Here is a 23,462-nt window from a genome sequence, read left to right as displayed (position 1 = left end):
CTGCGTAGAGTGTCCGCGTGACGCGCATCATCGCCGGAGAGCTCGGAGGCCGACGGGTCGCGGTGCCTGCCAAGGGCACCCGCCCCACGACGGACAGGGTGCGCGAGGCGCTGTTCTCGCGACTCGACCACGACGACGCGCTGCGCGGCGCGCGCGTGCTCGACGTGTTCGCGGGATCCGGTGCGCTGGGCCTCGAGGCGCTGAGCCGTGGAGCCCGGCACGCGACGTTCGTCGAGTCCGCGGCGGCCGCCACCCGGGTGCTGCAGGGCAATGTTCGCGACCTGGGCGTGGCCTCGCGCTCGCGCGTGGTGCGCGAGCGGGCGCTGCCGTACCTCACGCGCGCGACCGAGACCTGGGACGTGGCGCTGCTGGACCCTCCGTACGACATCGCGCGCGACGACCTCGCCGCAGTACTGGCGGCGCTCGCGACGCACCTGGCTCCCGGCGCAGCGGTGGTCCTCGAGTGGGCCACGCGCGCGGGGGACGCGCCATGGCCGCCGGAGCTCGAGCCCGTGCGCGACAAGAAGTACGGCGAGACGCGGCTCCACTGGGCCCAGCACGTCGACTAGGCGACGCTCAGGCACCGCACCGCACCGCGCTCGCTCGGTGGAACGCCGTCGCGGGCCCACGGCGCGGGCGGTGTAGCGTCGAATCATGACCATCGCCGTGCTGCCCGGCAGCTTCGACCCGATCACGCTGGGCCACCTCGACATCGCCGCCCGCGCCGGTGCGCTGTTCGACGAGGTCATCGTGGCCGTCGCCCACAACTCGACCAAGACGCCCCTGCTCGACCTCGAGACCCGTGTGCGCCTGGCGGCCGATGCGACGGCCGGACTGGACGGCGTGCGCGTCGAGATCGTGGACGGCCTGCTCGTGGACTTCTGCGCCCGCAGGGGCGCCAACGCGATCGTGAAGGGGCTGCGCGGCGGCGCCGACTACGACTACGAGCGCCCGATGGCGCTCATGAACCGCTCGCTGACCGGCATCGAGACGGTCTTCGTGACCGGCGACAACTCGCTCAGCCACATCGCGTCCTCGCTGGTGCGCGATGTCGCCCGTCACGGCGGCGACATCGCTCCCTACGTCCCTGACGGAGTGGTCGACGCGGTGACCGCGGCGCTGCGCGAGGCCTGAGCGCGTCCAGCGCGTGCATCGGCCCGGCGGCGCGGGAGCGCCCAGGTTGAGAGCAGGGGCGTGGATCGCGTAGAGTAGTGCGCCGGTCCTGCCGAACGAGCACGGGCCGGGGTCCACCCGGACCGGAAGGATGGGAGTCGCGAATGTCGCAGCGTCCCGCTTCCTCCCCGTTTCGCATCTCCATGAGGGATATCGCGCGCCGACCAGGCACGCAGCGAACGGTGAGCGAGTCCTTTCCGGCCCCTGCGGTCCTCGGCACCGACGTGATCGGCGTGCCGGAGGGTGCGGAGCTGAGACTCGACGTGAGTCTCGAATCCGTGTCCGAGGGCATCTGGGTCTCCGGAACCGTCATGGCTGAGGCCGTGGGCGAGTGCGGACGATGCCTGGACGAGGTGCGACAGCAGGTCGCGGCTCCAGTCCAGGGTCTCTTCACCGTCGACGACGTTCACGCCGATGACGAGGAGGGGGAGCCGGAGGACGTCTTCCAGTTCGACGGCGAGACCGTCGACCTGGAGGAGGTGGTGCGGGATGCGGTGGCCTCTGAGCTGCCGTTCACCCCGCTGTGCCGTCCGGACTGCCCGGGCCTGTGCGACCAGTGCGGCGCCAGGCTCGCGGACGATCCGGACCACGCCCACGACGCGATCGACCCGAGGTGGTCGGCGCTCCAGAGTTTGACTGAAGAGAAAGAGAGCTAGCCGTGGCAGTTCCCAAGCGCAAGATGTCGCGTTCGAACACGCGTGCCCGCCGTTCCCAGTGGAAGACCACTGCTGCGAACACCACTGCGTGCCCGCAGTGCAAGGCTCCCAAGCTGACGCACACCGCGTGCCCCTCGTGCGGCGCCTATAACGGCCGCCAGTACGCGGAGGCGCTGCGCACCGAGCACGACGCCTGATCGTGCCCGCGTGATGCGGGAGGCGAGCAGATGAGCATTCCAGGGCAGGCCGCGGCCAACGCCCTGGCGGACAGGCTGGGTGTCGTCGTCGACCCCGAACTGCTGGTGCTCGCCCTCACGCATCGGTCCTTCGCCTACGAGGCGGGGGGCCTTCCCACCAACGAGCGCCTGGAGTTCCTGGGCGACTCGGTGCTGGGTGTCGTGGTGACGGACCGGCTCTATCGCGACCACCCCGATCTGCCCGAGGGCGAGCTCGCGAAGATGCGGGCCGCATCCGTGTCCCAGCGGGCCCTCGCCAAGGTCGCCCGTGAGCTCGAGCTGGGGCCGTGCATCCTCCTCGGCAAGGGCGAGACCGCGACCGGAGGGTCGAACAAGGACTCCATCCTGTGCGACGCGCTCGAGGCGGTGTTCGGCGCGGTGTACCTGACGCACGGCATCGAGGTCTCGACCGAGGTGATCCTGCGACTGGTGGGCCCCACCCTTGCCGCGGCGGCGACCTCGGGCGTCGCCCTCGACTGGAAGACCTCGCTCCAGGAGGCGACCGCACTGCGGGGCATGGGAGCACCCACCTACACGGCTGAGGGTACCGGTCCCGACCACGAGCGGATCTTCACCGCGACGGTGACGGTCGACGGCGAGACCTTCGGCAGCGGAACCGGCAGCTCGAAGAAGCACGCCGAGCAGGAGGCCGCCGAGCGCGCGTACGCCGCGATCGTGGCGCTCGACGCCGCTGCCGCCACCACCGACTGACCGCGGCCGCGTGCCCGAGCTTCCCGAGGTCGAGACGGTCCGCGCGGGCCTGGCCTCTCTCATCACGGGCGCGACCGTGCGCCGCGTCGACGTGCTCCGCGACTCCTGCGTGCGGCTGCTGCCGGGAGGCACCGCCCAGTTCGCCGGCATGCTCGCGGATGCGCGCATAGCGTCCGTGGCCAGGCGCGGCAAGTTCCTGTGGATGCCGCTCCTCCACGCTCACGAGCCAGAGCCAGCCGAGGCGCTCGCCGCGCACCTGGGGATGTCAGGCCAGTTCCGCGTGCACGAGGGTGCGCAGGCGCCGCAGCCGCACGCGCACTGCCGTGCCCGCCTGCACCTCGAGCGCGACGGCAGGTCCCTGACCCTGGACTTCCTGGACCAGCGCACGTTCGGCTACCTCCACGTGGAGCCGCTCGTGCCGACGGCCGATGCGCAGGCCGGGGGAGCGGGCTCGGACCTCGCGGCCGTGCCGGGCTCGGTCGCCCACATCGGACGGGATGCGCTCGACCCTCATCTCGACGTCGCCGCGGCGACCCGCGCCTGGCGCCGCGGCAGCCGCGGCATCAAGCAGGTGCTGCTCGATCAGACCCTCGTCAGCGGCATCGGCAACATCTACGCGGACGAGGCGCTGTGGGCGGCGCGGGTGCACCCGGAGCGGCCCGCGAGCGCGGTGAGCCTCCGCCAGGCGCGCGAGCTCCTCGACGCGAGCCGCACGGTGATGTCGCGAGCGCTCGCGCAGGGCGGGACGAGCTTCGACGCGCTGTACGTCAACGTCAACGGAGAGTCCGGGTACTTCTCGCGCTCGCTCGAGGCGTACGGGCGCGCAGGCGAGCCGTGCTCGCGGTGCGGCAGAGCGCTGCGGCGGGCGAGCATCGGCGGACGTTCGACGCACTGGTGCGCCACCTGCCAGCGGCGCTTCTCGCCCCGCGCATGAGACAAGCGGCGGTCTCGGGACCAAAGGAGCAGGGGGTCCCGGGTCCACGCCGCTACGATGCCTGCTATGGCTGATGTGAGAGTGCTGGTGCTCGACGACCACGAGGTGGTGCGGCGAGGGATCTGCGACATCCTCGACCGCGCAGAGGGCATCGAGGTGGTCGCGGAGGCGGCGAACGTCGCGCAGGCGGTGCGGCGCGCGGACGCCGTGCGTCCGGATGTGCTCCTGTCCGACCTGCGCCTGCCGGACGGCACGGGCCTGGACGTGATCGCTCATGTGCGCAGCCAGCACCCCGACACCCACATCGTGGTGCTCACCAGCTATGACGATGACGACGCGAAGGCGGCGGCGCGCGCCGCGGGGGCGGACGCGTTCATCGCCAAGACCGCCGGCTCGGCTGAGCTGCTCAAGGCGGTGCGTGATGCCGCCTCGGGTCGTGAGCACGGTCAGCACATCCAGGTCCATGAGGACGACGCGATCGCTGCGCTCACGCCCACCGAGCGCAAGATCGTGAGCGCCGTGGGCGAGGGCAAGTCCAACCGTGAGATCGCGGACTCGCTGGGCATCGCGGAGAAGACCGTCAAGAACCACGTCACCAGCATCCTGGCGAAGATGGGCCTGCAGCGGCGCACCCAGGTGGTCGCCTGGGCCACGCAGCGGCGCGCTCAGTCCTTTCGCCGCTAGCCGGCCGCCTGCACGTTCCAGACCGCGACGCACCCTGGTCGCTCGGCGCCCGGCGTGAGCTCGGCGATGCTGAAGGTGCCGTTGCGGCGGATCGCGCGATTGGCGAGGTTGGACGTGCCCGAGTGGCGCTGGGTCGCCCCAGCTGGGCCGATGCCGTCGTCCTCGACGCGCACCTGGACTCGTCCGTCGCCGGCCGTGAGCTCGAGGCGCACGGCGCGCGCGCCCGCGTGCCTGGCGACGTTGGAGATCAGCTCTCGGGTGACCGCCACCAGATCGTCCGCGAGCGAGGGGTCGCCCACGACGGCCGCGTCGAGGTCGGGCCAGTCCGCGGCCACCGACGGCTCGAAGCCCAGCGAGCCCCGTGCCAGCAGCAGCTCGCGGCGCAGGCGATCCGCGATGGGCTCGGTGCTGCGCTGACCGGCGAGCGAGCTCATCACGCCGCGCACCTCGTGCTGAGCGCGCTTGACATGCTCGAGGGTGCCCCGCAGACGTTCGGCCAGCGCGGGCTCGGCCTCGTCCGACATCGCCTCGATCTGCATCGCCGTGGCGAACAGCTCCTGGGACACGAAGTCGTGCAGGTCATCGGCGAGTCTGGTGCGCTCCTCCAGGAGCGCGCCCACGGACCGCACGTGGCTGAGCTCGGCCAGGCTCAGCGCGAGAGCGGCCTGGCTCGCGAAGCGCAGCGCGACCGAGAGGTCGCCCGCGTCGAACTGCTGAGCGCCGCGGGCCCTCCACAGCATCAGCAGCCCCACGGTGCGTCCCTGGGTGACGAGCGGTGCGTACAGGCTCGGTCCGTAGGAGGTGATGGGCTCGAGCACGCTGGCGCCGGGCGGCTCCGGAGCGAACAGGCCCTCGCCTGAACGGATCACGGACATCCCGGTGCCGTCCTCCGGGAGCCGCAGCCCGAGCAGCTCGTGCGCGCCGTCGCCGGCGGTGACCTCCATGATCCACGCGTCCTCGACGCCGGGGAGCACCAGTGCGGCGGTGCGCGCACTCGAGAGCTCCAGGGCCGTGTCGATGATGGCCTGCAAGCCCTCCTCGGGGTCCTCGTCGGTGAGCAGGTGCGTCGTGATGCGCTGCGCGGCCGCGAGCCACCGCTCGCGCGTCAGCGCGAGATCGTAGAGCTGCGCGTGATCGATCGCGACGGACGCTGCGGCCGCGAGCGCGCGAATCGCCCGGTCGTCCTCGTCGGTGAAGTCCCCATCCTTGTTCGCCAGATACAGCTGACCGAACACGTGGGTGCGGACCCGCAGCGAGGCGCCCAGGAAGGTGGTGAGCGGCGGGTGGCCCGCGGGCAGGCCCACGCGCGCGGGGTGCTGGGCGACGTCGTGCACCGCGATGGTGCCCTCTGCGGGGATCTGCCCCAGCACGCCGATGGGCTCCGGTGGACGCCCCAGCCGCTCGCCCACGCCCTCCGGCATGCCACGGTGGTGGAACTGCATGGAGTGTCCCCGCGAGTCCAGCACGTTGATCGCCGCGTAACGCGCGCCCGTGAGCTCGGTCGCGGAGTCCAGCAGCGCATCCAGGACGGCAGGCAGCTCGAGCTCGCTGTTCAGCGTGATCACGGCTTGGGCAAGGGCATGCGCACGGGTGGCGGCGTCAGGCATCGAGGCTCACCGTGCGGTCCGCAGCGTCGACGAGGGCGAGGTCGTGAGTCACGATCACCACGCTACGGCCCTCAGCGCGCAGCCGCTCCAGAACCGCGCGCAGCGCGTCGCGACCGGCGGCGTCGAGGTGCTCGCCCGGCTCGTCGATCAGATGCGCGGGCTGGGGCGCGAGCAGCGCGCGTGCGAGCAGGAGACGCCGACGCTCTCCGCCGGACACGGTGCCTCCGCCGGAGCCGAGCTCCGTGTCCAGCCCGGCAGGAAAGGTCGTCAGCCATGAGCTGAGTCCCACGACGTCGAGCGCGGCGATGGCCTCGCTCGGCGAGACGTCGCCGCGCGCGACGCGCAGGTTCTCCATCACCGTGGTGCCGAACAGGTGAGCGTCCTCGGGAGTCATCGCCACGCTGGTCCCCAGGTGCCGGTCGCTGGAGGTCTCGCCGGCGACCGTCACGGTGCCGCTGGCGGGCGCGAGAGCGCCCGCGATGGTTGCGAGCAGGGTGGTCTTGCCGATGCCGGACTGTCCCACCACCGCGACCACCTCGCCCGGCGCGACCGTGAGGTCGACGGCCCTGGTGGGCGTCATCCCCGGCCAGGCAGCGCTGAGATCGTGGGCCTCGATCACGACGCTCTGGGGGGCCTTGTGCGGGGTCGATGGCGGCGCCTCAATCACCGGGGCCAGCTCCTCGATGCGCCGCGCGGCCTCGCTCGACCGGAACAGCTGGGTCACAGCCGCGGGGACCGCGCCCACGGCCTCGAAGGCCGCCAGAGGCAGCAGCGCCACCACGGCCGCGGTGGTGGGGCCGATGGATCCCCCCTGTGCCTGGGTGACGGCCACCGCGATCGAGCCCACGAGGGCCGCTCCGGCGGACAGCGTCTGCACCGCTGCGCCGAGCGCTGCGGGACGCGCCGCGGCCTCGTGGGCCGCGGCGGCGTCGGTCTCCGCTGCGGCGAGCGCCTCGTGCGAGGCGTGGGACGTGGCCCAGACTCGATGTTCGGCCGCGCCCTCCACCGCCGCCAGGGCGCGTTCGGTGACCCGCGCATCGGCCGTCACCGCGGCCCGCGCCGCGGCCCGGGCGGACCGCAGCGTCAGCCCTGCTGTGCCCAGCCCTGCGACCAGCAGACACGCGGCCAGGATGGCGCCCGCCAGAGGCACCAGGAAGAGCGAGATCCCTACCGCGATGCTCGACACGGTCACGGCCACGGCCACGGGCACCAGGCCCCGCACCACCGCGTCGCCCACGGCTTCGATGTCGGCTCCCAGTCGCGCCATGACCTCGCCCCGGCTGAGGGGAAGCACCCGCGCGGCGGGTGCCTGGGCGAGCCGCTCGTAGACCCGCACGCGCAAGGACACGACGCCTCGCAGCGCGGTCTCGTGAGACGCGAGGCGCTCGAGGTACCGGAACAGCCCGCGGCCGATGCCGAAGAACCGGACCACGACGGCCGCGACCGCGAGCTCAGCGGGGGAGGGCATGCCCGCGGCCCGCGCGATGAGCCACGCCGCCACCGCAGCAAGGCCTACGGCGGAGCCCAGCGCCGCCGTGCCGGTGAGGACAGCGAGCACTGCGCGTCCACGGGGGATGGCCGCATCGTCGAGGGCTCGTCGCAACGCGCTCATCGCCGCACCACCGGCTCGCCCAGCACCTCGACCACGGTGTGGGCCGCCTCGATGAGATCACGTTCGTGGGTCGCGACCACCACGGTGCGTCCGGACTGCGCGGCGGCGCGTATCGCTGCCACGACCTCCGCGCGCGAGGCGTGGTCGAGGTGCGCCGTGGGCTCGTCGAGCACCAGGACCGGACGGTCCGAGTCGAGAGCCCGCGCGAGGGCGGCACGCTCGCGCTGGCCCAGGCTCATGGTGCGTCCCTCGACACCCAGGTCCGGCCGCTGCGGTACCCACGCGCACTGGCGGGACCAGCGCTCGCTGTCGACGTCGGCGAGCAGCACCCGGTCCCCGCCTGGAGGGGTCGCCGCCACGTCGCCCGCATCCGGCCGCAGCAGGCCGAGCAGCGCGAGCAGAGCGGTGGTCTTGCCGTCGCCGTTGGGGCCCACGAGAGCCGTGACCTGGCCGGGCCGAGCCTCCAGGGTGAGTGCCGCCGGCGCCAGGCGCCGCCCATCCGGGGTCGCGACCGACAGTCCGTCCACCCGCAGGGTGGCGCCCGCGAGATCGGGAGCGGGCGCGTCGCCCCCCACACGCACGGGCTCCGTCTCGAGCACCTCGAACGCCGCATCGGCCGCCGCGAGGCCATCCGCAGAGGCATGGAAGTGCGTGCCCACGTTGCGCACCGGCAGGTACACCTCCGGCGCGAGCACCAGCACCGCCAGCGCCGTCTCCACGCCCACCTCGCCGTACACGAGGCGGAAGCCCAGGGTCACGGCGACCAGGGCGACCGCGAGCGTGGTCAGCAGCTCGAGCACCATGCCGGACAGGAACGCCACCCGCAGCGAGCCCATCGTGGCGCGGCGCTGCGCGTCGCCCAGCTCGCGCACCCGAGCCGCCGGGCCACGGTGCCGCCCCAGCGCTCGCAGCGTGGGAAGCCCGGTGATGAGGTCCAGCGTGCGTGCGGACAGGCGCGCCATCGCCTCCAGGTGCCGTGCGGACCGCTCGCGCGTCAGCAGACCGATCAGCACCATGAAGACCGGCACCAGAGGGACAGTGGCGGCGATGATGGCAGCCGAGATCCAGTCGAGGTCGAGCACCACGAGCAGCATCAGCGGCGTCACGGTGGCGGCGAGCAGCAGCTGGGGCAGGTAGCGCACGAAGTACGGCAGCAGCCCGTCCAGCCCTCGGGTGACGGTGGTCGTCACCTGGGCGCCTTCGCCGGACGCGGCCCAGCGCGGCCCGAGCGAGGCGGCGTGGCGCACCACCTTGCCGCGCAGCTCTGCCACCACCGCGACGCCAGCGCGGTGGGCCAAGCGCTCCTGGGTCCACGTCAGCACCACCCTGGCCGCGACGATGGCGAGCAGCCATGCCACCCCGGTGCCGAGCTCGCGGGCGCTCACGGGCACCACGGCGCCCAGCCACCCCAGGCCATCGGCGACGAGCGGGGCCGGCGCGAGCACGGGGCCCAGCAGGCGAGCGATCACGAAGGCCTGCAGCCCGATCGCGACGGCGGTCGCGAGTCCGAGCACGGCCGTGACCACCACGTACCGCCGGGCCGGGCCGATGCGTGCGATCAGCCGTGGGTCGAGGGGACGCACGCGGCTACTGCTTGGCCTGCGACTTCTTGGGCAGGAAGGTGAGCGAGCTGTGCTCCGGGATGTGGTGCGAGGAGACGCGCCGGCGGAACACCCAGTACGTCCAGCTCTGGTAGATCAGCACCACCGGCGTGAGGATCACCGCCACCCAGGTCATGACCGTGAGGGTGTAGTCCGTCGACGAGGCGTTGTCGACGGTGAGGGAGTACGCGGGGTCCGTGCTGGACGGCATGACGTCGGGGTAGAGGGACCCGAAGATCAGCACCACAGCGAACGCGATCGCCACGGCGTTGCCCACGAACGCCCACCCGAACCGGCCCTGGCGACCCGCGAGAACCGCGACCACGAGCCCGATCGCGGCGACCGCGACCACGGCCCAGGTCCACGTCACGGAGTAGGCCAGCTGCGTCCAGATCGCGAAGGTCGCCGTCACTCCGAGCGCGATGGGGGCCATGGTGCGCGCCACGGCCTCGGCACGTTCCCGCACCTCGCCATCGGTCTTGAGCGACAGGAAGATCGCTCCGTGGCTGAGGAACAGCGTCAGCGTGGTGGCGCCGCCCAGCAGCGCGTACGGGTTCAGGAGGTTGAAGAACCCTCCCGTGTAGGTCATGGTCTCGTCGATCGGCACCCCGCGCACGATGTTCGCGAACGCGACGCCCCACAGGATCGACGGCACCCAGGCGGAGCCCATGATCACCCAGTCCCACCGGCGGCGCCACGTGTCGTCGTTGATCTTGCCGCGATACTCGATCGCCACGGCGCGGACGATCAACGCGAGCAGGATCAGCAGCAGCGGCAGGTAGAAGCCGGAGAACAGGGTCGCGTACCAGTGCGGGAACGCCGCGAAGGTGGCGCCACCCGCGGTGAGCAGCCACACCTCGTTGCCGTCCCACACGGGGCCGATGGTGTTGAGCGCGACGCGGCGCCCGCGGTCGCCCTTGCCGACCTTCTCGAGCAGCATGCCGACGCCGAAGTCGAAGCCCTCGAGCACGAGGTAGCCGGTCCACAGGATCGCGATGATCACGAACCACACGAGGGGGAGATCGAGTTCCATGGTGGGCGCTCCCTAGTACGCGAAGGACATCGGTCGGTCGGGGTCCTCGGAGGGTTCCTCGTACTCCACGTGCGGCGCGCCCTCGGAGGCGTAGCGCTGCATGAGGCGGAACCAGAACACTCCCAGGATCGCGTACACCAGCGTGAGCGCGACCAACGAGGTGATGACCTCGCCCACGGACGTGGCCTCGGAGACGCCGGACATCGTCATCAGCATGATCTGGTCCGAGCCCGTGGGGTTGGGCGCCACCACGAACGGCTGGCGTCCCATCTCCGTGAAGATCCATCCGAAGCTGCCGGCGAGGAAGGGCATGGGCAGGCTGACGAGTGCAAGCTTCGCCATCCACGGCTGGTCGACCACGCGCTTAGAGCGGGTGAACCACAGGATCAGCACGCTCAGCGCTGCGGAGAACACCGCGAGCCCGATCATGAGCCGGAACGACCAGTAGGTGACGAGCAGGTTGGGCCGGTACTCGATGAGCTCGCCGAACTCGTCCACCGCACCGTAGCGCTCCGCGTAGATCTCCTGCAGGTCCTCGAGTCCCAGGACCTCGCCGTCCCAGGAGCCCGTCGCCATGTACGAGAGCAGGCCGGGAATCTCGATGATGTGCTGGACGGACGCCGGATCGTCGCCCGCCAGGTTGCCGATCGACAGGAGTGAGAAAGGCGCGGGGCCATCGGGGGTCTCGACCAGCCCCTCGGCAGCGGCCATCTTGATGGGCTGCTGCTCGAACATCAGCTTGGCCTGGACGTCGCCCGTGTAGATCACGGCGGCACCCGAGATCAGCATCACGACCGCCCCGAACCGGGCGGCGGTGCGGTACATGGGGACGTCGGGGTGGCCGTTGTCCGCGCGAGCGTGCTTGACCATCCACCACACGGCGATGCCCGCCACGAACGTGCCTGCGACCAGGAACGCGGTCGCGATCACATGCGGGAACGCGACCAGCGTGGTGTTGTTGGTGAGCACCGCCCAGATGTCGTTCATCTCCGCACGGCCGGTCTCCTCGTTGAACTCCGCTCCCACCGGGTGCTGCATCCACGAGTTCGCGGCGATGATGAAGTACGCAGACAGCAGGGAGCCGATCGCGAATGCCCACACGGTCGCGAGGTGGACCTTCTTGGGCAGGCGGTCCCAGCCGAAGATCCACAGGCCCAGGAACGTCGACTCGAGGAAGAACGCCGCGAGCGCCTCCATGGCCAGCGGCGCGCCGAAGACGTCGCCCACGAAGCGCGAGTACTCGGACCAGTTCATGCCGAACTGGAACTCCTGCACGATCCCCGTGGCGACGCCGAGCGCGAAGTTGATGAGCAGCAGCTTGCCGAAGAACTTGGTGAGCCTCAGGTACTCGTCCTTGCCGGTGCGCACCCACGCGGTCTGCAGGATGGCCACCAGGGTCGACAGTCCGATCGTGAGGGGCACGAGGATGAAGTGGTAGACGGTTGTGATGCCGAACTGCCAGCGGGCAAGGTCGAGCACTTCCATCGCGGAGCCTCCAGGGTCGGGCGCGGCAGGGGCATTCTGTACAGAGAATCTACCCCGGCACCAGGGGGTGGGACCCCGGGACCAAGGTCCCGGTCATGGCCCCCAGGGGTCAGGGGCGAATCGCCCGAGAGGGGCCCCTCGCGGCCGATCACCCGGGGGTGTGTCACAATGGTCGGCAGGTCGCACCCAGCCACACCGGGTGCCAACCGCGCGACAGACGCAGCGACTGAGCAGCTGCCAGTCCCGTCATGGTCCCGCCGGGCTACAGCCACACGGCGGAGACATCGGGGATGGGCGCTTGATCAGCAGGCGCCGCTGTCCGCCGCGACCTGAAGACTTCCGTGGCCGCATACCGCGAGCCACGACCGACGAGATCGTCGAGACGGCGTGTGGGCCGTGTCGATTCGAGGTACCCGCGTTGAGCGAGGACAAGACCACTTCAGAAGCACCGTCGACTGCCGTCATCTTCCAGGCGCCCGAGCCCGCGCAGCCGCGCCGTGCATCGGCACCGGCCGGACCGCCCAAGGCGGCCGACTCCGCGCCCGCGAAGGATGCCAAGGACACCGGATCGCAGGACTCGGGTTCGAAGGGCGACGGCGGCGCCGACAAGCCCGCGGGCAAGGGCGGTGCCAAGCGCCAGTCCAGGAAGAAGAAGGCGGCCGATGCGCCCGCCTCCGATGCGTCCGACGGTGACAAGTCATCGGGCAGCGCAGCGGCCAACGGTGGCGGGGCCGACGGCTCCGACGCCGATGGCTCCGCGAGCTCGGGTCCCGACGACGGCGACGGCTCGGGCGAGGGCGGCGCGAAGCGCCGGCGTCGCCGCGGTGGCCGAGGCCGCGGCAAGAAGAGGCCTGACGGAGGGGACGGCCCGGACGGCAGCGACTCCGACGACTCCGCGGGCGACGCGCAGCAGGACTCTGACGACCGGCAGGGCAGCTCCGACGACTCCGACGCGGACTCCAGCGACGGCGAGGGCGGCTCGCGCCGCAGGCGCCGCCGCCGCGGCTCCCGCTCGAGCAGCTCCGGCGGCTCCGGCGGGGGCGGCAACGGTGGCGGCGGCGACGACCAGCTCCAGGGCTCGACCAGGCTGCAGGCCAAGCGCCAGCGCCGTCGCGAGTCCCGGGACGGCCAGCGCCGCCGGCCCGTGATCTCTGAGGCAGAGTTCCTCGCACGCCGCGAGTCCGTCAAGCGGGACATGGTGGTGCGCGAGAAGGACCACCGCGTCCAGATCGCCGTGCTGGAGGACGATGTGCTCGTCGAGCACTACGTCTCGCACCAGGCGCAGCAGTCCATGGCCGGCAACGTGTACCTGGGTCGCGTGCAGAACGTGCTTCCCGGCATGGAGGCGGCGTTCGTCGACGTTGGCCGGGGTCGCAACGCCGTCCTGTACGCCGGCGAGGTGAACTGGGATGCCGCGGGACTCGAGGGCAAGCCCCGCCGCATCGAGCTCGCGCTCAAGCCGGGCGACACCGTGATGGTCCAGGTGACCAAGGACCCGATCGGGCACAAGGGTGCACGCGTCACCAGTCAGATCTCGCTCGCGGGTCGCTTCCTGGTCTATGTGCCCGGAGGGGGAGTGACCGGCATCAGCCGCAAGCTCCCCGATACGGAGCGCGCACGCCTCAAGAAGCTGCTGCGCGAGGTGATCCCGGCGGATGCCGGCGTGATCGTCCGCACCGCCGCCGAGGGCGCCTCCGAGGAGGAGCTGCGCGCGGACGTGGAGCGACTCAAGCGCCAGTGGGAGGGCATCGAGGCCGAGGCCAAGGGCGGCAAGGCGCCCACGCTGCTGCGCGGCGAGCCCGACATGGCGATCCGTGTGGTGCGGGACATCTTCAACGAGGACTTCGAGTCGCTCACCATCCAGGGAGACGACACCTGGAACTCGCTGAGCGCCTACGTGGGCCAGGTCGCGCCTGACCTGATGCCGCGCCTGCACAAGTTCACCGGTGACGGCGACGTGTTCGCGGAGGCTCGGATCGACGAGATGCTCACCAAGGGCATGGACCGCAAGGTCTGGCTTCCCTCCGGCGGCTCGCTCGTGATCGACCGCACCGAGGCCATGACGGTCATCGACGTCAACACGGGCAAGTTCGTGGGCAAGGGCGGCACGCTCGAGGAGACGATGACGCTCAACAACCTCGAGGCCGCTGAGGAGATCGTGCGCCAGCTGCGGCTGCGCGACATCGGCGGCATCATCGTGATCGACTTCGTCGACATGCTCCTCGAGGCCAACCGGGACCGCGTGCTGCGCCGTCTCATCGAGTGCCTGGGCCGGGACCGCACCAAGCACCAGGTCGCGGAGGTCACGTCGCTCGGACTGGTGCAGATGACGCGCAAGCGTGTGGGCCAGGGCCTCGTCGAGGCGTTCTCCGAGACCTGTGAGCACTGCAAGGGACGCGGCTTCCTCGTGCACGGCGAGCCCGTGGCCGAGGCGAGCGAGAAGCAGCCCGAGCGTCGCCGCGGTGGACGCGGTGGTCGCACCGGGCAGCCCGCCAAGAAGCAGCCGGAGGAGCAGCACTCCCACAGTCAGGCCAAGGGCGAGACCCATGCCCTCGATGACCGCGAGGAGGCCCGCGCCGCCGTCAAGGCGACGCTGGCGTCGATCGCGGCGGCCGCCGAGAAGGCGCACCACCACGACGAGGATGGCGAGCACGCTCACGCCGACGGCGCCGCCGTCGAGCCGGTGATCGAGCTTCCTGATCGTTCGGACGCCGAGCCGACGGACCACACCCAGGACGCGCCGTCCGACCACGGGGTCGATCACGCAGGCGAGCCGACGGACGAGGACCAGCAGCAGCCGTGACCGCGAGCGATCGGCGGGTGACGCTCGACGTCGCTCACCAGGAGCGCATCGCCGCGTCGCGGCAGCAGATCCTCGAGGCCGAGCTCGATGTCGCGTGGAACGTGCGCGAGGCTGGCCATCGGCTCGACTCGCTCGAGCACGACGAGGCGGGCCTGCCCCTGACCTGGGAGATGACCGCTCGCGCCGGGCTCGTGCGCACCGCGTTCCGAGGCGAGCTCGTGGCGAGCGACCCTGTGGTGATGCGCGCGCTCGGGCCCCGGAGGCTCGTCGAGACCTGCACCACGACGGTCGGGCACGAGGCTGATGCGCAGGGGCGGCTGCTCGTGCAGTGGCGATTGGTCGTCGAGATCACGCCGACCTCGGCGCTCGAGCACTGGCTGACGCGCCGCCTGGCGCCGTGGCAGCGTCGCTCGCTGCAACGGAGCTTGGCACGCCAGATGACGCGGTGGGCGGCGGCGATCGAGGCCGCGTCAGGGGTGTCCGCCGCGAATTGACCTCAGGCGGGGCCAGCAGGTATATTCGTATGTCGGCGCGCGAGCGTCGCGGGCCTGCCTGCGCCCTGTGCGGCAGCGGCAGGGAACCATCCAGACGTAGAGGATTCAGATTCATGGTGTACGCGATTGTGAAGGCCGGTGGCCGTCAGGAGAAGGTCTCCGAGGGCGACGTCATCGTCGTCGACCGACTCAAGGCTGCTGCGGGCGACTCCGTCGAGCTGCCGGCAGTGCTGCTCGTCGATGGCGAGAAGGTCACGTCCGACGCCAAGGCCCTGGCCAAGGTCAAGGTCACCGCTGAGGTCGTTCGCGACGAGCGCGGCCCCAAGATCGACATCCTGAAGTACAAGAACAAGACCGGCTACCGCAAGCGCATCGGCCACCGTCAGGAGCTCACGCGCCTGAAGGTCACGGGCATCAAGTAACGCGAGGGACATCTCATGGCACACAAGAAGGGCGCGAGCTCCTCGCGCAACGGTCGTGACTCGAACGCTCAGTACCTGGGCGTCAAGCGCTTCGGCGGCGAGGTCGTCAACGCCGGCGAGATCATCATCCGCCAGCGCGGCACCCACCACCACCCCGGCCAGAACGTGGGCCGCGGCAAGGACGACACCCTGTTCGCGCTCGCCGCGGGCTCGGTCCAGTTCGGTCGCCGTCGCGGCCGCAACGTCGTCGACGTGGTGGCTGGCTAAGCCACACAGTCTTCGCCGTCAGGGGCGTCACCGTTCGCGGTGGCGCCCCTGACGTCTATCTTGGGTACGTCCCCAGAAGGGAGTCGTCATGGCCACGTTCGTCGATCGGGTCACTCTGCACGTGACCGGAGGCAACGGCGGTCACGGCGTCGCCTCGGTGCATCGCGAGAAGTTCAAGCCGCTGGGCGGCCCTGACGGAGGTAACGGGGGCCGCGGCGGCTCCGTGATCCTCGTCGTGGACGCCCAGGTCACGACCCTGCTGGACTACCACCACAGTCCGCATCGCACTGCCGCGAACGGCTCTCAAGGCGCGGGCGACCACCGCCACGGCGCGAACGCGGAGGACCTGGTCCTCGGCGTGCCCAGCGGCACCATCGTGAAGTCCAAGAGCGGCGAGGTGCTCGCGGATCTCGTGGGCGAGGGCGCGCAGTTCGTCGTCGCCGCGGGCGGACGCGGAGGGCTCGGCAACGCCGCTCTGGCGACGCAGAAGCGCAAGGCGCCTGGCTTCGCGCTGCTGGGTGAGCCCGGCGAAGAGGCCACCGTGGTGCTCGAGCTCAAGTCCATCGCCGACGTGGCGCTCGTGGGCTACCCGAGCGCGGGCAAGTCCTCGCTCATCGCGGCGATGAGCAAGGTGCGCCCCAAGATCGCCGACTATCCGTTCACCACCCTGGTGCCCAACCTCGGCGTGGTCGAGGCCGGCGGCTCGCGCTTCACCATGGCGGACGTCCCTGGCCTCATCGAGGGCGCCTCGGAGGGCAAGGGCCTGGGCCACGACTTCCTGCGTCACATCGAGCGCTGCTCGGTGATCGCGCACGTGCTCGACACCGCCACTCTCGAGTCGGACCGCGACCCGGTGCGCGACCTCGAGGTGATCGCCGGTGAGCTGCGCGCGTACACGGGCGACGAGGCGATCAGCGGCGTGCCGCTGGCCGAGCGTCCCCAGATCATCATCCTCAACAAGGTCGACGTGCCCGACGGCCGGGAGCTGGCGCAGATGGTGCGCGAGGATCTGGCCGCGACCGGCATGCCGATCTTCGAGGTCAGCGCTGTCAGCCACGAGGGCCTGCGCGAGCTGGGCTTCGCGCTGGCCGCGATGGTGGGCGAGCACCGCGAGGCGACGCCGGAGGTGGAGAAGGCGCCCATCGTGATTCGTCCCAAGGCTGTTGACGACGCAGGGTTCACGGTCACCCATGTGCGCGATGGCGCCGAGGACTACTACCAGGTGCGCGGCGGCCGCGTCGAGCGGTGGGTGCGGCAGACCAACTTCGCCAACGACGAGGCCGTCGGGTACCTTGCTGATCGGCTCGCCAAGGCAGGCGTCGAGGACGCTCTGTTCCGCGCGGGTGCGGTCCCGGGTTCCGAGGTCGTGATCGGCGCACGTGAGGGCGGAGTCGTGTTCGACTGGGAGCCCACGATGGCTGCCGGCGCTGAGCTGCTGGGTCAGCGTGGGTCCGATCTGCGCGTCGAGGAGCACGAGCGGTCCGGCCGGGCGACCCGCGCACAGAAGCGTGCCGATCACAAGGAGCGCATGGACGCCAAGTCGGCCGCGCGCGAGGAGCTGTGGACCGAGCGAGATGCGGGGCACTGGACCGATCCCGCCGAGGACGACTAGGCCGCACGGCCATCGAGAGCTGAAGGAGACCGGGTGAGCGGCACCAGGGAGTCCATCGCGTCCGCGCGGCGCATGGTCGTCAAGGTCGGATCGTCCTCCCTCGCGGACGCGAGCGGTCACCTGAGCGTGCCCGCGGTGCGACGCCTGGCCGATGTGGTGGCGGGGCTGCGTGCCGGAGGCCGCCAGGTGATCCTGGTCACCTCGGGCGCCATCGCGGCCGGTCTGGGACCCCTGGGACTGCCGGCTCGGCCCAAGGACCTCGCGACGGCGCAGGCGACGGCTTCTGTGGGCCAGGGGGCACTCGTCGCGGCCTACAGCGCCGCCTTCGCCACTCATGGGCTCACCGTCGGCCAGGTGCTGCTGACCGCGGACGACATGGTGCGGCGCAGCCACTATGGCAACGCCCAGCGCGCGTTCAATCGTCTGCTCGACCTGGGCGTGCTCCCGATCGTGAACGAGAACGATGCGGTCGCGACGGACGAGATCCGGTTCGGCGACAACGACCGGCTGGCGGCGCTGGTCGCCACCGTGGCCCACGCCGATGCGCTGGTGCTGCTCACGGATGTCGACGGGCTCTACACCGCGGCGCCCGGCACGCCGGGCGCCGAGCGCATCGACGAGGTGCACGGCCCCGAGGATCTGGGTGGCGTGGATGTGTCGCGTCGAGGCAGCGCCCTCGGCACGGGTGGCATGATCACCAAGCTCGAGGCGGCATCGATCGCGACCACCTCAGGGATCGCCGTGGTGCTCGCCAGCAGCGCGGACGCCGCATCGGCCGTCGCGGGCGACGCTGTGGGCACGCTGTTCCATCCGACGGGCAAGCGTGACACCACGCGTCTGCAGTGGCTCGCCCACGCCGCGCGCACGCGCGGGGCGATCGTGGTCGACGCGGGTGCGGCGCGCGCGCTGCAGGGACGCCGCGCGTCGCTGCTCGCGGCCGGCGTGACCGAGGTGCGCGGATCCTTCGAGTCGGGTGAGCCGGTGGACCTGCTCGGTCCCGATGGCGCGCTGGTCGCCCGCGGCTTCGCAGGCTTCTCCGCTCACGAGGCCGATCAGATGAAGGGCCTCAGCTCCGACTCCCTGCGCGATCGGCTGGGCGAGACGTACGCGCGCGAGCTCATCCACATCGATGACCTCGTCGTGATGTGAGGGCCTCTCTGGGACGCGCTCACCACGTTCCGCAGCCGTGAAACGAATCACGCGCGGTTTGTTGGAGATTGTTACATAACCGTGACAGGACTGTGCGCGCGGCGTGACTTCGCGCTCTGCGGTGAGCGCTCACCAGTCGCTACTGTGGCAGAGGTCACTCAAAGCAGAGTGACCACGGGGGAGGTCCTCCATGACACAGAGAGGTGTGATGTGAAGAAGAACTCATGGCTAGCAATGGCCGCGACCGCAAGTGTCGCCGTGCTGGCGCTCACTGCATGTTCGAGCGATGACGGCGAAGGCGAGAGCACTGCCGCGCCCGGCGGAGACGCCGAGGGTCGCGCGTGCGTGATCCTGCCTGACGCGGCATCGTCGCCCCGCTGGGAGAACGGCGACCGGCCGGCTCTCGAGGCGGCGATCACCGGAGCAGGCTTCGAGGTCGACATCCAGAACGCTGAGGGAGACACCGGTCAGTACGCCACCATCGCCGAGCAGCAGATGACGCAGGGATGCGACGTCATGATGCTCGTCGATCTGCAGGGCGCCGCGGTGTCTGTGATGGAGAACGCGCAGGCCGAGGGCATCCCGGTCATCGCCTACGACCGGCCCATCGCGGGCGCGGACTACTACGTCTCCTTCGACAACGTCCGCGTGGGCGAGCTCGAGGGCGAGGCAGTGGTCTCGGGCCTCGAGGCCAACGGAGTCGACCCGGCCGAGGCCGTCGTCGTCTACATCGGTGGAGACCCGGCGGACGGCAACGCCGCCATGTTCTACGAAGGCGCCACGTCGGTGATGGAGGCCGCGGGAATCACGCCTGCTGCCGAGCCGCCGGGCCTGTGGGACGGCGAGCACTCCGCGACGGTCTTCGAGCAGGCGCTCACGGACCTGGGCGGAGAGGTCGACGCGGTCTGGGCCGCCAACGACACCAACGCTGCGGGCGTCATCACGATCCTGGACAAGAACGGTCTGACCGTTCCCGTCTCGGGTCAGGACGCCTCGGTCGCCGGACTCCAGAACGTCCTGCTCGGCAAGCAGACCGCCACGGTCTACAAGCCGTTCCAGGTCGAGGCTGAGGCCGCGTCCGAGCTCGCGATCGCGCTGCTGAACGGCGAGTCCCCCGAGGCGGACATGGCCCTGGAGGACGGCACGCCGTTCATCGCGGTCGACCCGATCCTCGTGGGCCCGAACGAGGTCCAGCAGGTCATCGACGACGGCAACGCGTCGTACGAGGAGATCTGCTCGGGCGACGTCGCCGCCGCTTGCGACGAGGTGGGGCTGACGGCGGCCGAGTAGCCGCCGTCACGACACACGCAGGGGTTCCGCATCGGTCCACGGTGCGGAACCCCTCGCGTGTGACACTGCTTCCCACCACCACCGTCAAAGGAGACATCCGGTGAATCAGCCGATCATCGAACTCAAGGGCGTGACCAAGAGCTTCGGTCCCGTCAACGTGCTCAAGGGCATCAACTTCGCCGCCCACGCCGGACGCGTCACCGCGCTGGTGGGCGACAACGGAGCAGGCAAGTCGACGCTGATCAAGGGCCTTGCAGGCGTGCAGCCCTACGACGGCGGCGAGGTGCTGTTCGAAGGCAAGCCCGTGCACCTGCACCACCCGCGTGAGGCCGCCCGTCACGGCATCGAGGTCGTGTACCAGGACCTCGCGCTGTGCGACAACCTCGACATCGTCCAGAACATGTTCCTCGGTCGCGAGGAGATGGCTCAGGGCACCTTCGACGAGGGCCGCATGGAGGTCGAGGCCGCCGCCGCTCTGCAGTCGCTCTCGGTCAAGACCGTGAAGTCGCTCAAGCAGAAGGTCGCCTCGCTGTCCGGCGGCCAGCGCCAGACCGTCGCGATCGCTCGCTCCGTCGTCAAGCAGGCCAAGGTCGTGATCCTGGACGAGCCGACCGCGGCGCTGGGCGTCGCCCAGACCGAGCAGGTCCTGAACCTGGTGCGCAGGCTCGCGGACCACGGCGTCGCGGTGATCATCATCTCCCACAACCTGCAGGACGTGTTCCAGGTGGCCGACGACATCTCGGTCCTGTACCTGGGCACCATGACGGCGCGCGTCACGGCGGAGGGCTCCAATCCCGATGACGTCGTGGGCTACATCACCGGCACCAAGACCATGGAGGACGTCGCATGAGCACCGAGTCCACGAGTCCTGTCGCGGCCGAGGCCGCGAAGAAGCCGGAGACCCAGTCGCTGCTGGGGGAGGGCGTCGAGCACGGCGTCATCGACCATGCGCGCGCGTACGTGGGCCGCGTGCGCGGCGGAGAGATGGGCGCGCTGCCCGCGCTCGGCGGCCTGCTGGTGCTGTTCGCGATCTTCGGCGCCTCCCACGAAGCGTTCCTGACTCCGCGCAACATGGCGAACCTCATGACGCAGGCCGCACCTCTCGTGGTGCTGGGCATGGCGCTGGTGTTCGTGCTGCTGCTGGGGGAGATCGACCTGTCCGCAGGCGTCACGTTCGGCGTCGCGATGGCTGTGTTCGTCAAGTACACGCAGCCCGACGGCCTGTCCTGGCCGGTGGGTCTCGCGCTGGCGATGGGCATCGGCTTCGCCGTCGGTGCGACCATCGGCTTCTTCGTCGCGAAGATAGGCGTGCCATCGTTCGTGGTCACACTGGGTCTGTTCCTGGGACTCCAGGGCGTGATCCTCATCGTCATCGGCGCAGGCGGCACCTACCGACTCATCCCCGAGCCCATCAAGGCGATCCAGAACTCCAACATGCCGGTGTGGGGCGGCTGGGTGCTGCTGGTGGGACTCATGGCGCTGCTCGTCGCGGTGGCCATGTGGGATCGCTGGCGACGGTCGAAGTCCGGTGCGCCCAACGGCTCGCTGTCCATCATGTTCCTGAAGCTCGGAGCGATCGCCGTGATCGGCGGCGCGCTGGTGGTCTTCCTCAGCGTGGATCGCGGCAGCGTGAACCAGGCGATCGCAGGCGTGCCGATCGTGGTGCCGCTCGTGCTCATCCTCGGACTCATCGGCACGTTCGTGCTGGACCGCACCAAGTTCGGCCGGTACATCTACGCGATCGGCGGCAACCGGGAGGCGGCTCGCCGCTCGGGCGTGAACGTGACCGCGGTGAAGTGGTCCGCGTTCATCGTGTGCTCCTCGCTCGCGGTCGTCGCGGGCCTGCTCTACGTGTCCCGCGTCGGTTCCGCCGATGCCTCGACCGGCCGCGAGATCGTGCTGTCGGGTGTGGCGGCAGCCGTGGTCGGCGGCGTCAGCCTGTTCGGCGGGCGCGGACGCCTCATGCACGCGGCTGTCGGTGCGCTCGTGATCGCGACCATCGAGAACGGCCTGGGTCTGCTGGGGTTCTCCGCCGGAGCGACCCTCGCTGTCTCCGGCGGCGTGCTGATCCTCGCGGCCACCGTCGACGCTCTCGCACGACGGCGATCAGGCGGCTCGACGAACTCGTGACGACGGGGGTCCCGGCCGGTCCATGGCCGGGACCCCGCGTCGCATGCCCCGCGTAGACTCGACTCATGACCGACACCGTCCCCACCACCGATGTCGAGAGCGCAGTGCTCGAGGCCTGCCGCCGGGCCAAGGTCGCGTCGCGCGCGCTCGCCACGCTCACGCGCGCCGACAAGGACGCGGCCCTCCACGCGATGGCGGACGCGCTGGTCGCCTCCGCCGAGCGCATCGTCGACGCGAATGCGCGCGACCTCGAGCGGGGCCGCGCCCAGGACATGTCCCCGGGCCTGCTGGATCGTCTCGCGCTGACTCCCGAGCGCATCGGCACCATCGCGCAGGCCCTGCGCTACCTGGCGGGGCTGCCGGACCCGGTGGGCGAGATCAAGCGCGGCTCGACTCTGCCGAACGGCCTGCGTCTCATGCAGAAGGCGACGCCCATGGGCGTGGTCGGCATGATCTACGAGGCTCGACCCAACGTCACGGTCGATGCGGCGGGGCTGGCGCTCAAGTCAGGAAACGCTGCGGTGCTGCGCGGCGGCTCTGCCGCGGCGAGCTCGAACGAGGTGATCGTCGAGGTCCTGCAGGAGGCCCTCGAGACGAGCGGACTGCCGCGCGACGCCGTCCAGTCGATCGACGCCTACGGACGCGAAGGCGCTCGCGTGCTGATGAACGCGCGCGGCCTGGTCGACGTGCTCGTGCCCCGTGGCGGACGCGAGCTGATCCAGGCGGTGGTCCGTGACTCCACCGTTCCGGCCATCGAGACGGGAGAGGGCAACTGCCACGTCTACCTCGACGCCTCGGCTCCGCTCGAGCGATCCGTCGACATCGTCCTCAACTCGAAGGCGCAGCGGGTGGGGGTGTGCAACGCCGCGGAGACGCTGCTCGTGCACAGAGACGCCGCGGCGCGGGTGCTGCCCGCGGTCGCCGCATCCCTCGCCGAGGCGGGCGTGACGCTGCATGCCGACGCGCGCGCATCGGCCGCCGCCGGCGTCGAGACCGTCCCGGCGACGGAGGAGGACTGGGCCACGGAGTACCTCAGCCTCGATCTGGCGGTGCGCGTGGTCGACAGCCTCGACGAGGCGATCGACCACATCCAGCGGTACTCGACCGGGCACACCGAGGCGATCGTGACCGAGGACATCGGTGCGGCGGAGCAGTTCGTCAGCCGCCTCGACACCGCGGCCGTGCTCGTCAACGCCTCGACGCGGTTCACGGACGGCGGGCAGTTCGGGCTCGGGGCGGAGATCGGCATCTCGACGCAGAAGCTCCACGCGCGCGGTCCCATGGGACTCGCCGAGCTCACCACGACCAAGTGGATCGTCTACGGCGACGGTCATGTGCGCGACTAGCCGCCCACGCGCGACTCGCCACCTCGCGTCCGTGGAATAATCGCAGACAGCACACGAGAGGATCTACGCGTGATCACTGAAGTTACCGAGACGACGGAGCACGTCGTCAACGAGCTGCCCATCCCCGCCGAGGCGTTCGGCCTGCTGGCGTTCACCGGCCTGATGGCGCTGCTTTTCGTCACGTACGCGTTCCGGAGCGTGGGCACCCGTCACTGAC

Annotated in this window: 23 protein-coding genes; 18 read left to right on the top strand and 5 right to left on the bottom strand. The window is 70.7% G+C overall.

What is annotated here, in order from left to right; all coding sequences use genetic code 11:
• The first annotated feature begins 17 nt into the window (after positions 1–17).
• The 7 genes from rsmD (at position 18) to Dac01nite_RS09390 (ending at position 4,394) form a co-directional block, all read left to right on the top strand.
• Entirely contained in the window at positions 18–569 is a 552-nt protein-coding gene (gene rsmD / locus Dac01nite_RS09420; protein WP_203656298.1) for a 16S rRNA (guanine(966)-N(2))-methyltransferase RsmD, read from the top strand.
• Positions 570–654: 85 nt separating this feature from the next.
• Positions 655–1,134 (top strand): pantetheine-phosphate adenylyltransferase, encoded by a 480-nt coding sequence (coaD, locus tag Dac01nite_RS09415; protein WP_203656297.1) that lies wholly within the window; start codon positions 655–657, stop codon positions 1,132–1,134.
• A gap of 221 nt (positions 1,135–1,355) precedes the next feature.
• Positions 1,356–1,829 (top strand): YceD family protein, encoded by a 474-nt coding sequence (locus Dac01nite_RS09410; protein ID WP_239066604.1) that lies wholly within the window; start codon positions 1,356–1,358, stop codon positions 1,827–1,829.
• A gap of 2 nt (positions 1,830–1,831) precedes the next feature.
• Positions 1,832–2,026, top strand: coding sequence for a 50S ribosomal protein L32 (gene rpmF / locus Dac01nite_RS09405; RefSeq protein WP_203656295.1), 195 nt, complete (start codon positions 1,832–1,834; stop codon positions 2,024–2,026).
• A 30-nt stretch (positions 2,027–2,056) separates the two neighbouring features.
• The gene (gene rnc, locus Dac01nite_RS09400; RefSeq protein ID WP_203656294.1) at positions 2,057–2,776 is read left to right on the top strand and encodes a ribonuclease III; all 720 of its coding nucleotides are present in this window, start codon (positions 2,057–2,059) and stop codon (positions 2,774–2,776) included.
• Positions 2,777–2,786: 10 nt separating this feature from the next.
• On the top strand, positions 2,787–3,710 hold the full coding sequence (gene mutM / locus Dac01nite_RS09395; protein WP_203656293.1) for a bifunctional DNA-formamidopyrimidine glycosylase/DNA-(apurinic or apyrimidinic site) lyase: 924 nt from the start codon (positions 2,787–2,789) through the stop codon (positions 3,708–3,710).
• 66 nt (positions 3,711–3,776) lie between these two features.
• Positions 3,777–4,394 carry a response regulator transcription factor gene (locus tag Dac01nite_RS09390; protein WP_239066603.1) on the top strand — a complete coding sequence of 206 codons (618 nt, stop codon included), beginning with the start codon at positions 3,777–3,779 and terminating at the stop codon, positions 4,392–4,394.
• Here the strand turns inward: Dac01nite_RS09390 and Dac01nite_RS09385 are convergent.
• The 5 genes from Dac01nite_RS09385 to Dac01nite_RS09365 are packed head-to-tail and all read right to left on the bottom strand — an operon-like array spanning position 4,391 to position 11,732.
• Positions 4,391–6,001 (bottom strand): sensor histidine kinase, encoded by a 1,611-nt coding sequence (locus tag Dac01nite_RS09385; RefSeq protein ID WP_203656292.1) that lies wholly within the window; start codon positions 5,999–6,001, stop codon positions 4,391–4,393. The genes Dac01nite_RS09390 and Dac01nite_RS09385 overlap by 4 nt on opposite strands.
• Entirely contained in the window at positions 5,994–7,613 is a 1,620-nt protein-coding gene (cydC, locus tag Dac01nite_RS09380) for a thiol reductant ABC exporter subunit CydC (RefSeq protein WP_203656291.1), read from the bottom strand. Before cydC ends, Dac01nite_RS09385 begins: the two co-directional genes overlap by 8 nt.
• A complete protein-coding gene (locus Dac01nite_RS09375; RefSeq protein WP_203656288.1) occupies positions 7,610–9,196 on the bottom strand; it encodes an ABC transporter ATP-binding protein/permease in 1,587 nt (528 codons plus the stop codon). The genes cydC and Dac01nite_RS09375 overlap by 4 nt, the downstream gene beginning before the upstream one ends.
• 4 nt (positions 9,197–9,200) lie before the next feature.
• Entirely contained in the window at positions 9,201–10,247 is a 1,047-nt protein-coding gene (gene cydB, locus Dac01nite_RS09370) for a cytochrome d ubiquinol oxidase subunit II (RefSeq protein WP_203656285.1), read from the bottom strand.
• A gap of 12 nt (positions 10,248–10,259) precedes the next feature.
• Positions 10,260–11,732 carry a cytochrome ubiquinol oxidase subunit I gene (locus Dac01nite_RS09365; protein WP_203656284.1) on the bottom strand — a complete coding sequence of 491 codons (1,473 nt, stop codon included), beginning with the start codon at positions 11,730–11,732 and terminating at the stop codon, positions 10,260–10,262.
• 283 nt (positions 11,733–12,015) lie between these two features.
• On the opposite strand from Dac01nite_RS09365, the gene Dac01nite_RS09360 reads away from it, so the two are divergent.
• The 11 genes from Dac01nite_RS09360 to Dac01nite_RS09310 all read left to right on the top strand — a co-directional run bounded on the left by Dac01nite_RS09360 (position 12,016) and on the right by Dac01nite_RS09310 (position 23,461).
• Positions 12,016–14,535, top strand: a complete 2,520-nt coding sequence (locus Dac01nite_RS09360) for an Rne/Rng family ribonuclease (protein ID WP_444542497.1) — start codon at positions 12,016–12,018, stop codon at positions 14,533–14,535.
• Positions 14,532–15,029, top strand: coding sequence for a hypothetical protein (locus tag Dac01nite_RS09355; RefSeq protein ID WP_203656282.1), 498 nt, complete (start codon positions 14,532–14,534; stop codon positions 15,027–15,029). Before Dac01nite_RS09360 ends, Dac01nite_RS09355 begins: the two co-directional genes overlap by 4 nt.
• 113 nt (positions 15,030–15,142) lie before the next feature.
• Entirely contained in the window at positions 15,143–15,451 is a 309-nt protein-coding gene (gene rplU, locus Dac01nite_RS09350; protein WP_203656280.1) for a 50S ribosomal protein L21, read from the top strand.
• Positions 15,452–15,466: 15 nt separating this feature from the next.
• Positions 15,467–15,718, top strand: coding sequence for a 50S ribosomal protein L27 (rpmA, locus tag Dac01nite_RS09345; protein ID WP_203656278.1), 252 nt, complete (start codon positions 15,467–15,469; stop codon positions 15,716–15,718).
• Positions 15,719–15,806: 88 nt separating this feature from the next.
• Positions 15,807–17,330 (top strand): GTPase ObgE, encoded by a 1,524-nt coding sequence (gene obgE, locus Dac01nite_RS09340; protein ID WP_203656276.1) that lies wholly within the window; start codon positions 15,807–15,809, stop codon positions 17,328–17,330.
• 33 nt (positions 17,331–17,363) lie between these two features.
• Positions 17,364–18,479, top strand: a complete 1,116-nt coding sequence (proB, locus tag Dac01nite_RS09335; RefSeq protein ID WP_239066602.1) for a glutamate 5-kinase — start codon at positions 17,364–17,366, stop codon at positions 18,477–18,479.
• Positions 18,480–18,713: 234 nt separating this feature from the next.
• Positions 18,714–19,769, top strand: a complete 1,056-nt coding sequence (locus Dac01nite_RS09330) for a sugar ABC transporter substrate-binding protein (protein ID WP_203656274.1) — start codon at positions 18,714–18,716, stop codon at positions 19,767–19,769.
• A gap of 100 nt (positions 19,770–19,869) precedes the next feature.
• On the top strand, positions 19,870–20,619 hold the full coding sequence (locus Dac01nite_RS09325; RefSeq protein WP_203656272.1) for an ATP-binding cassette domain-containing protein: 750 nt from the start codon (positions 19,870–19,872) through the stop codon (positions 20,617–20,619).
• A complete protein-coding gene (locus Dac01nite_RS09320; RefSeq protein WP_203656270.1) occupies positions 20,616–21,899 on the top strand; it encodes a sugar ABC transporter permease in 1,284 nt (427 codons plus the stop codon). The genes Dac01nite_RS09325 and Dac01nite_RS09320 overlap by 4 nt, the downstream gene beginning before the upstream one ends.
• A 65-nt stretch (positions 21,900–21,964) precedes the next feature.
• The gene (locus Dac01nite_RS09315; RefSeq protein WP_203656269.1) at positions 21,965–23,245 is read left to right on the top strand and encodes a glutamate-5-semialdehyde dehydrogenase; all 1,281 of its coding nucleotides are present in this window, start codon (positions 21,965–21,967) and stop codon (positions 23,243–23,245) included.
• A gap of 69 nt (positions 23,246–23,314) precedes the next feature.
• Positions 23,315–23,461 carry a hypothetical protein gene (locus Dac01nite_RS09310; protein WP_203656267.1) on the top strand — a complete coding sequence of 49 codons (147 nt, stop codon included), beginning with the start codon at positions 23,315–23,317 and terminating at the stop codon, positions 23,459–23,461.
• Position 23,462 lies beyond the last annotated feature (1 nt).

The sequence above is a fragment of the Demequina activiva genome (assembly GCF_016862815.1).
GTDB lineage: Bacteria > Actinomycetota > Actinomycetes > Actinomycetales > Demequinaceae > Demequina > Demequina activiva.
This window is presented reverse-complemented; position numbering and strand designations above follow the sequence as displayed.

Excerpts from the sequence above, each read along its gene's own strand:
- coaD (WP_203656297.1), top strand. The coding sequence starts at position 655 with ATGACCATCGCCGTGCTGCCCGGCAGCTTCGACCCGATCACGCTGGGC.
- Dac01nite_RS09330 (WP_203656274.1), top strand. The coding sequence starts at position 18,714 with ATGGCCGCGACCGCAAGTGTCGCCGTGCTGGCGCTCACTGCATGTTCG.
- rnc (WP_203656294.1), top strand. The coding sequence starts at position 2,057 with ATGAGCATTCCAGGGCAGGCCGCGGCCAACGCCCTGGCGGACAGGCTG.
- Dac01nite_RS09315 (WP_203656269.1), top strand. The coding sequence starts at position 21,965 with ATGACCGACACCGTCCCCACCACCGATGTCGAGAGCGCAGTGCTCGAG.
- Dac01nite_RS09320 (WP_203656270.1), top strand. The coding sequence starts at position 20,616 with ATGAGCACCGAGTCCACGAGTCCTGTCGCGGCCGAGGCCGCGAAGAAG.
- rplU (WP_203656280.1), top strand. The coding sequence starts at position 15,143 with ATGGTGTACGCGATTGTGAAGGCCGGTGGCCGTCAGGAGAAGGTCTCC.
- rpmA (WP_203656278.1), top strand. The coding sequence starts at position 15,467 with ATGGCACACAAGAAGGGCGCGAGCTCCTCGCGCAACGGTCGTGACTCG.
- Dac01nite_RS09385 (WP_203656292.1), bottom strand. The coding sequence starts at position 6,001 with ATGCCTGACGCCGCCACCCGTGCGCATGCCCTTGCCCAAGCCGTGATC.
- Dac01nite_RS09390 (WP_239066603.1), top strand. The coding sequence starts at position 3,777 with ATGGCTGATGTGAGAGTGCTGGTGCTCGACGACCACGAGGTGGTGCGG.
- obgE (WP_203656276.1), top strand. The coding sequence starts at position 15,807 with ATGGCCACGTTCGTCGATCGGGTCACTCTGCACGTGACCGGAGGCAAC.
- cydC (WP_203656291.1), bottom strand. The coding sequence starts at position 7,613 with ATGAGCGCGTTGCGACGAGCCCTCGACGATGCGGCCATCCCCCGTGGA.
- Dac01nite_RS09365 (WP_203656284.1), bottom strand. The coding sequence starts at position 11,732 with ATGGAAGTGCTCGACCTTGCCCGCTGGCAGTTCGGCATCACAACCGTC.
- cydB (WP_203656285.1), bottom strand. The coding sequence starts at position 10,247 with ATGGAACTCGATCTCCCCCTCGTGTGGTTCGTGATCATCGCGATCCTG.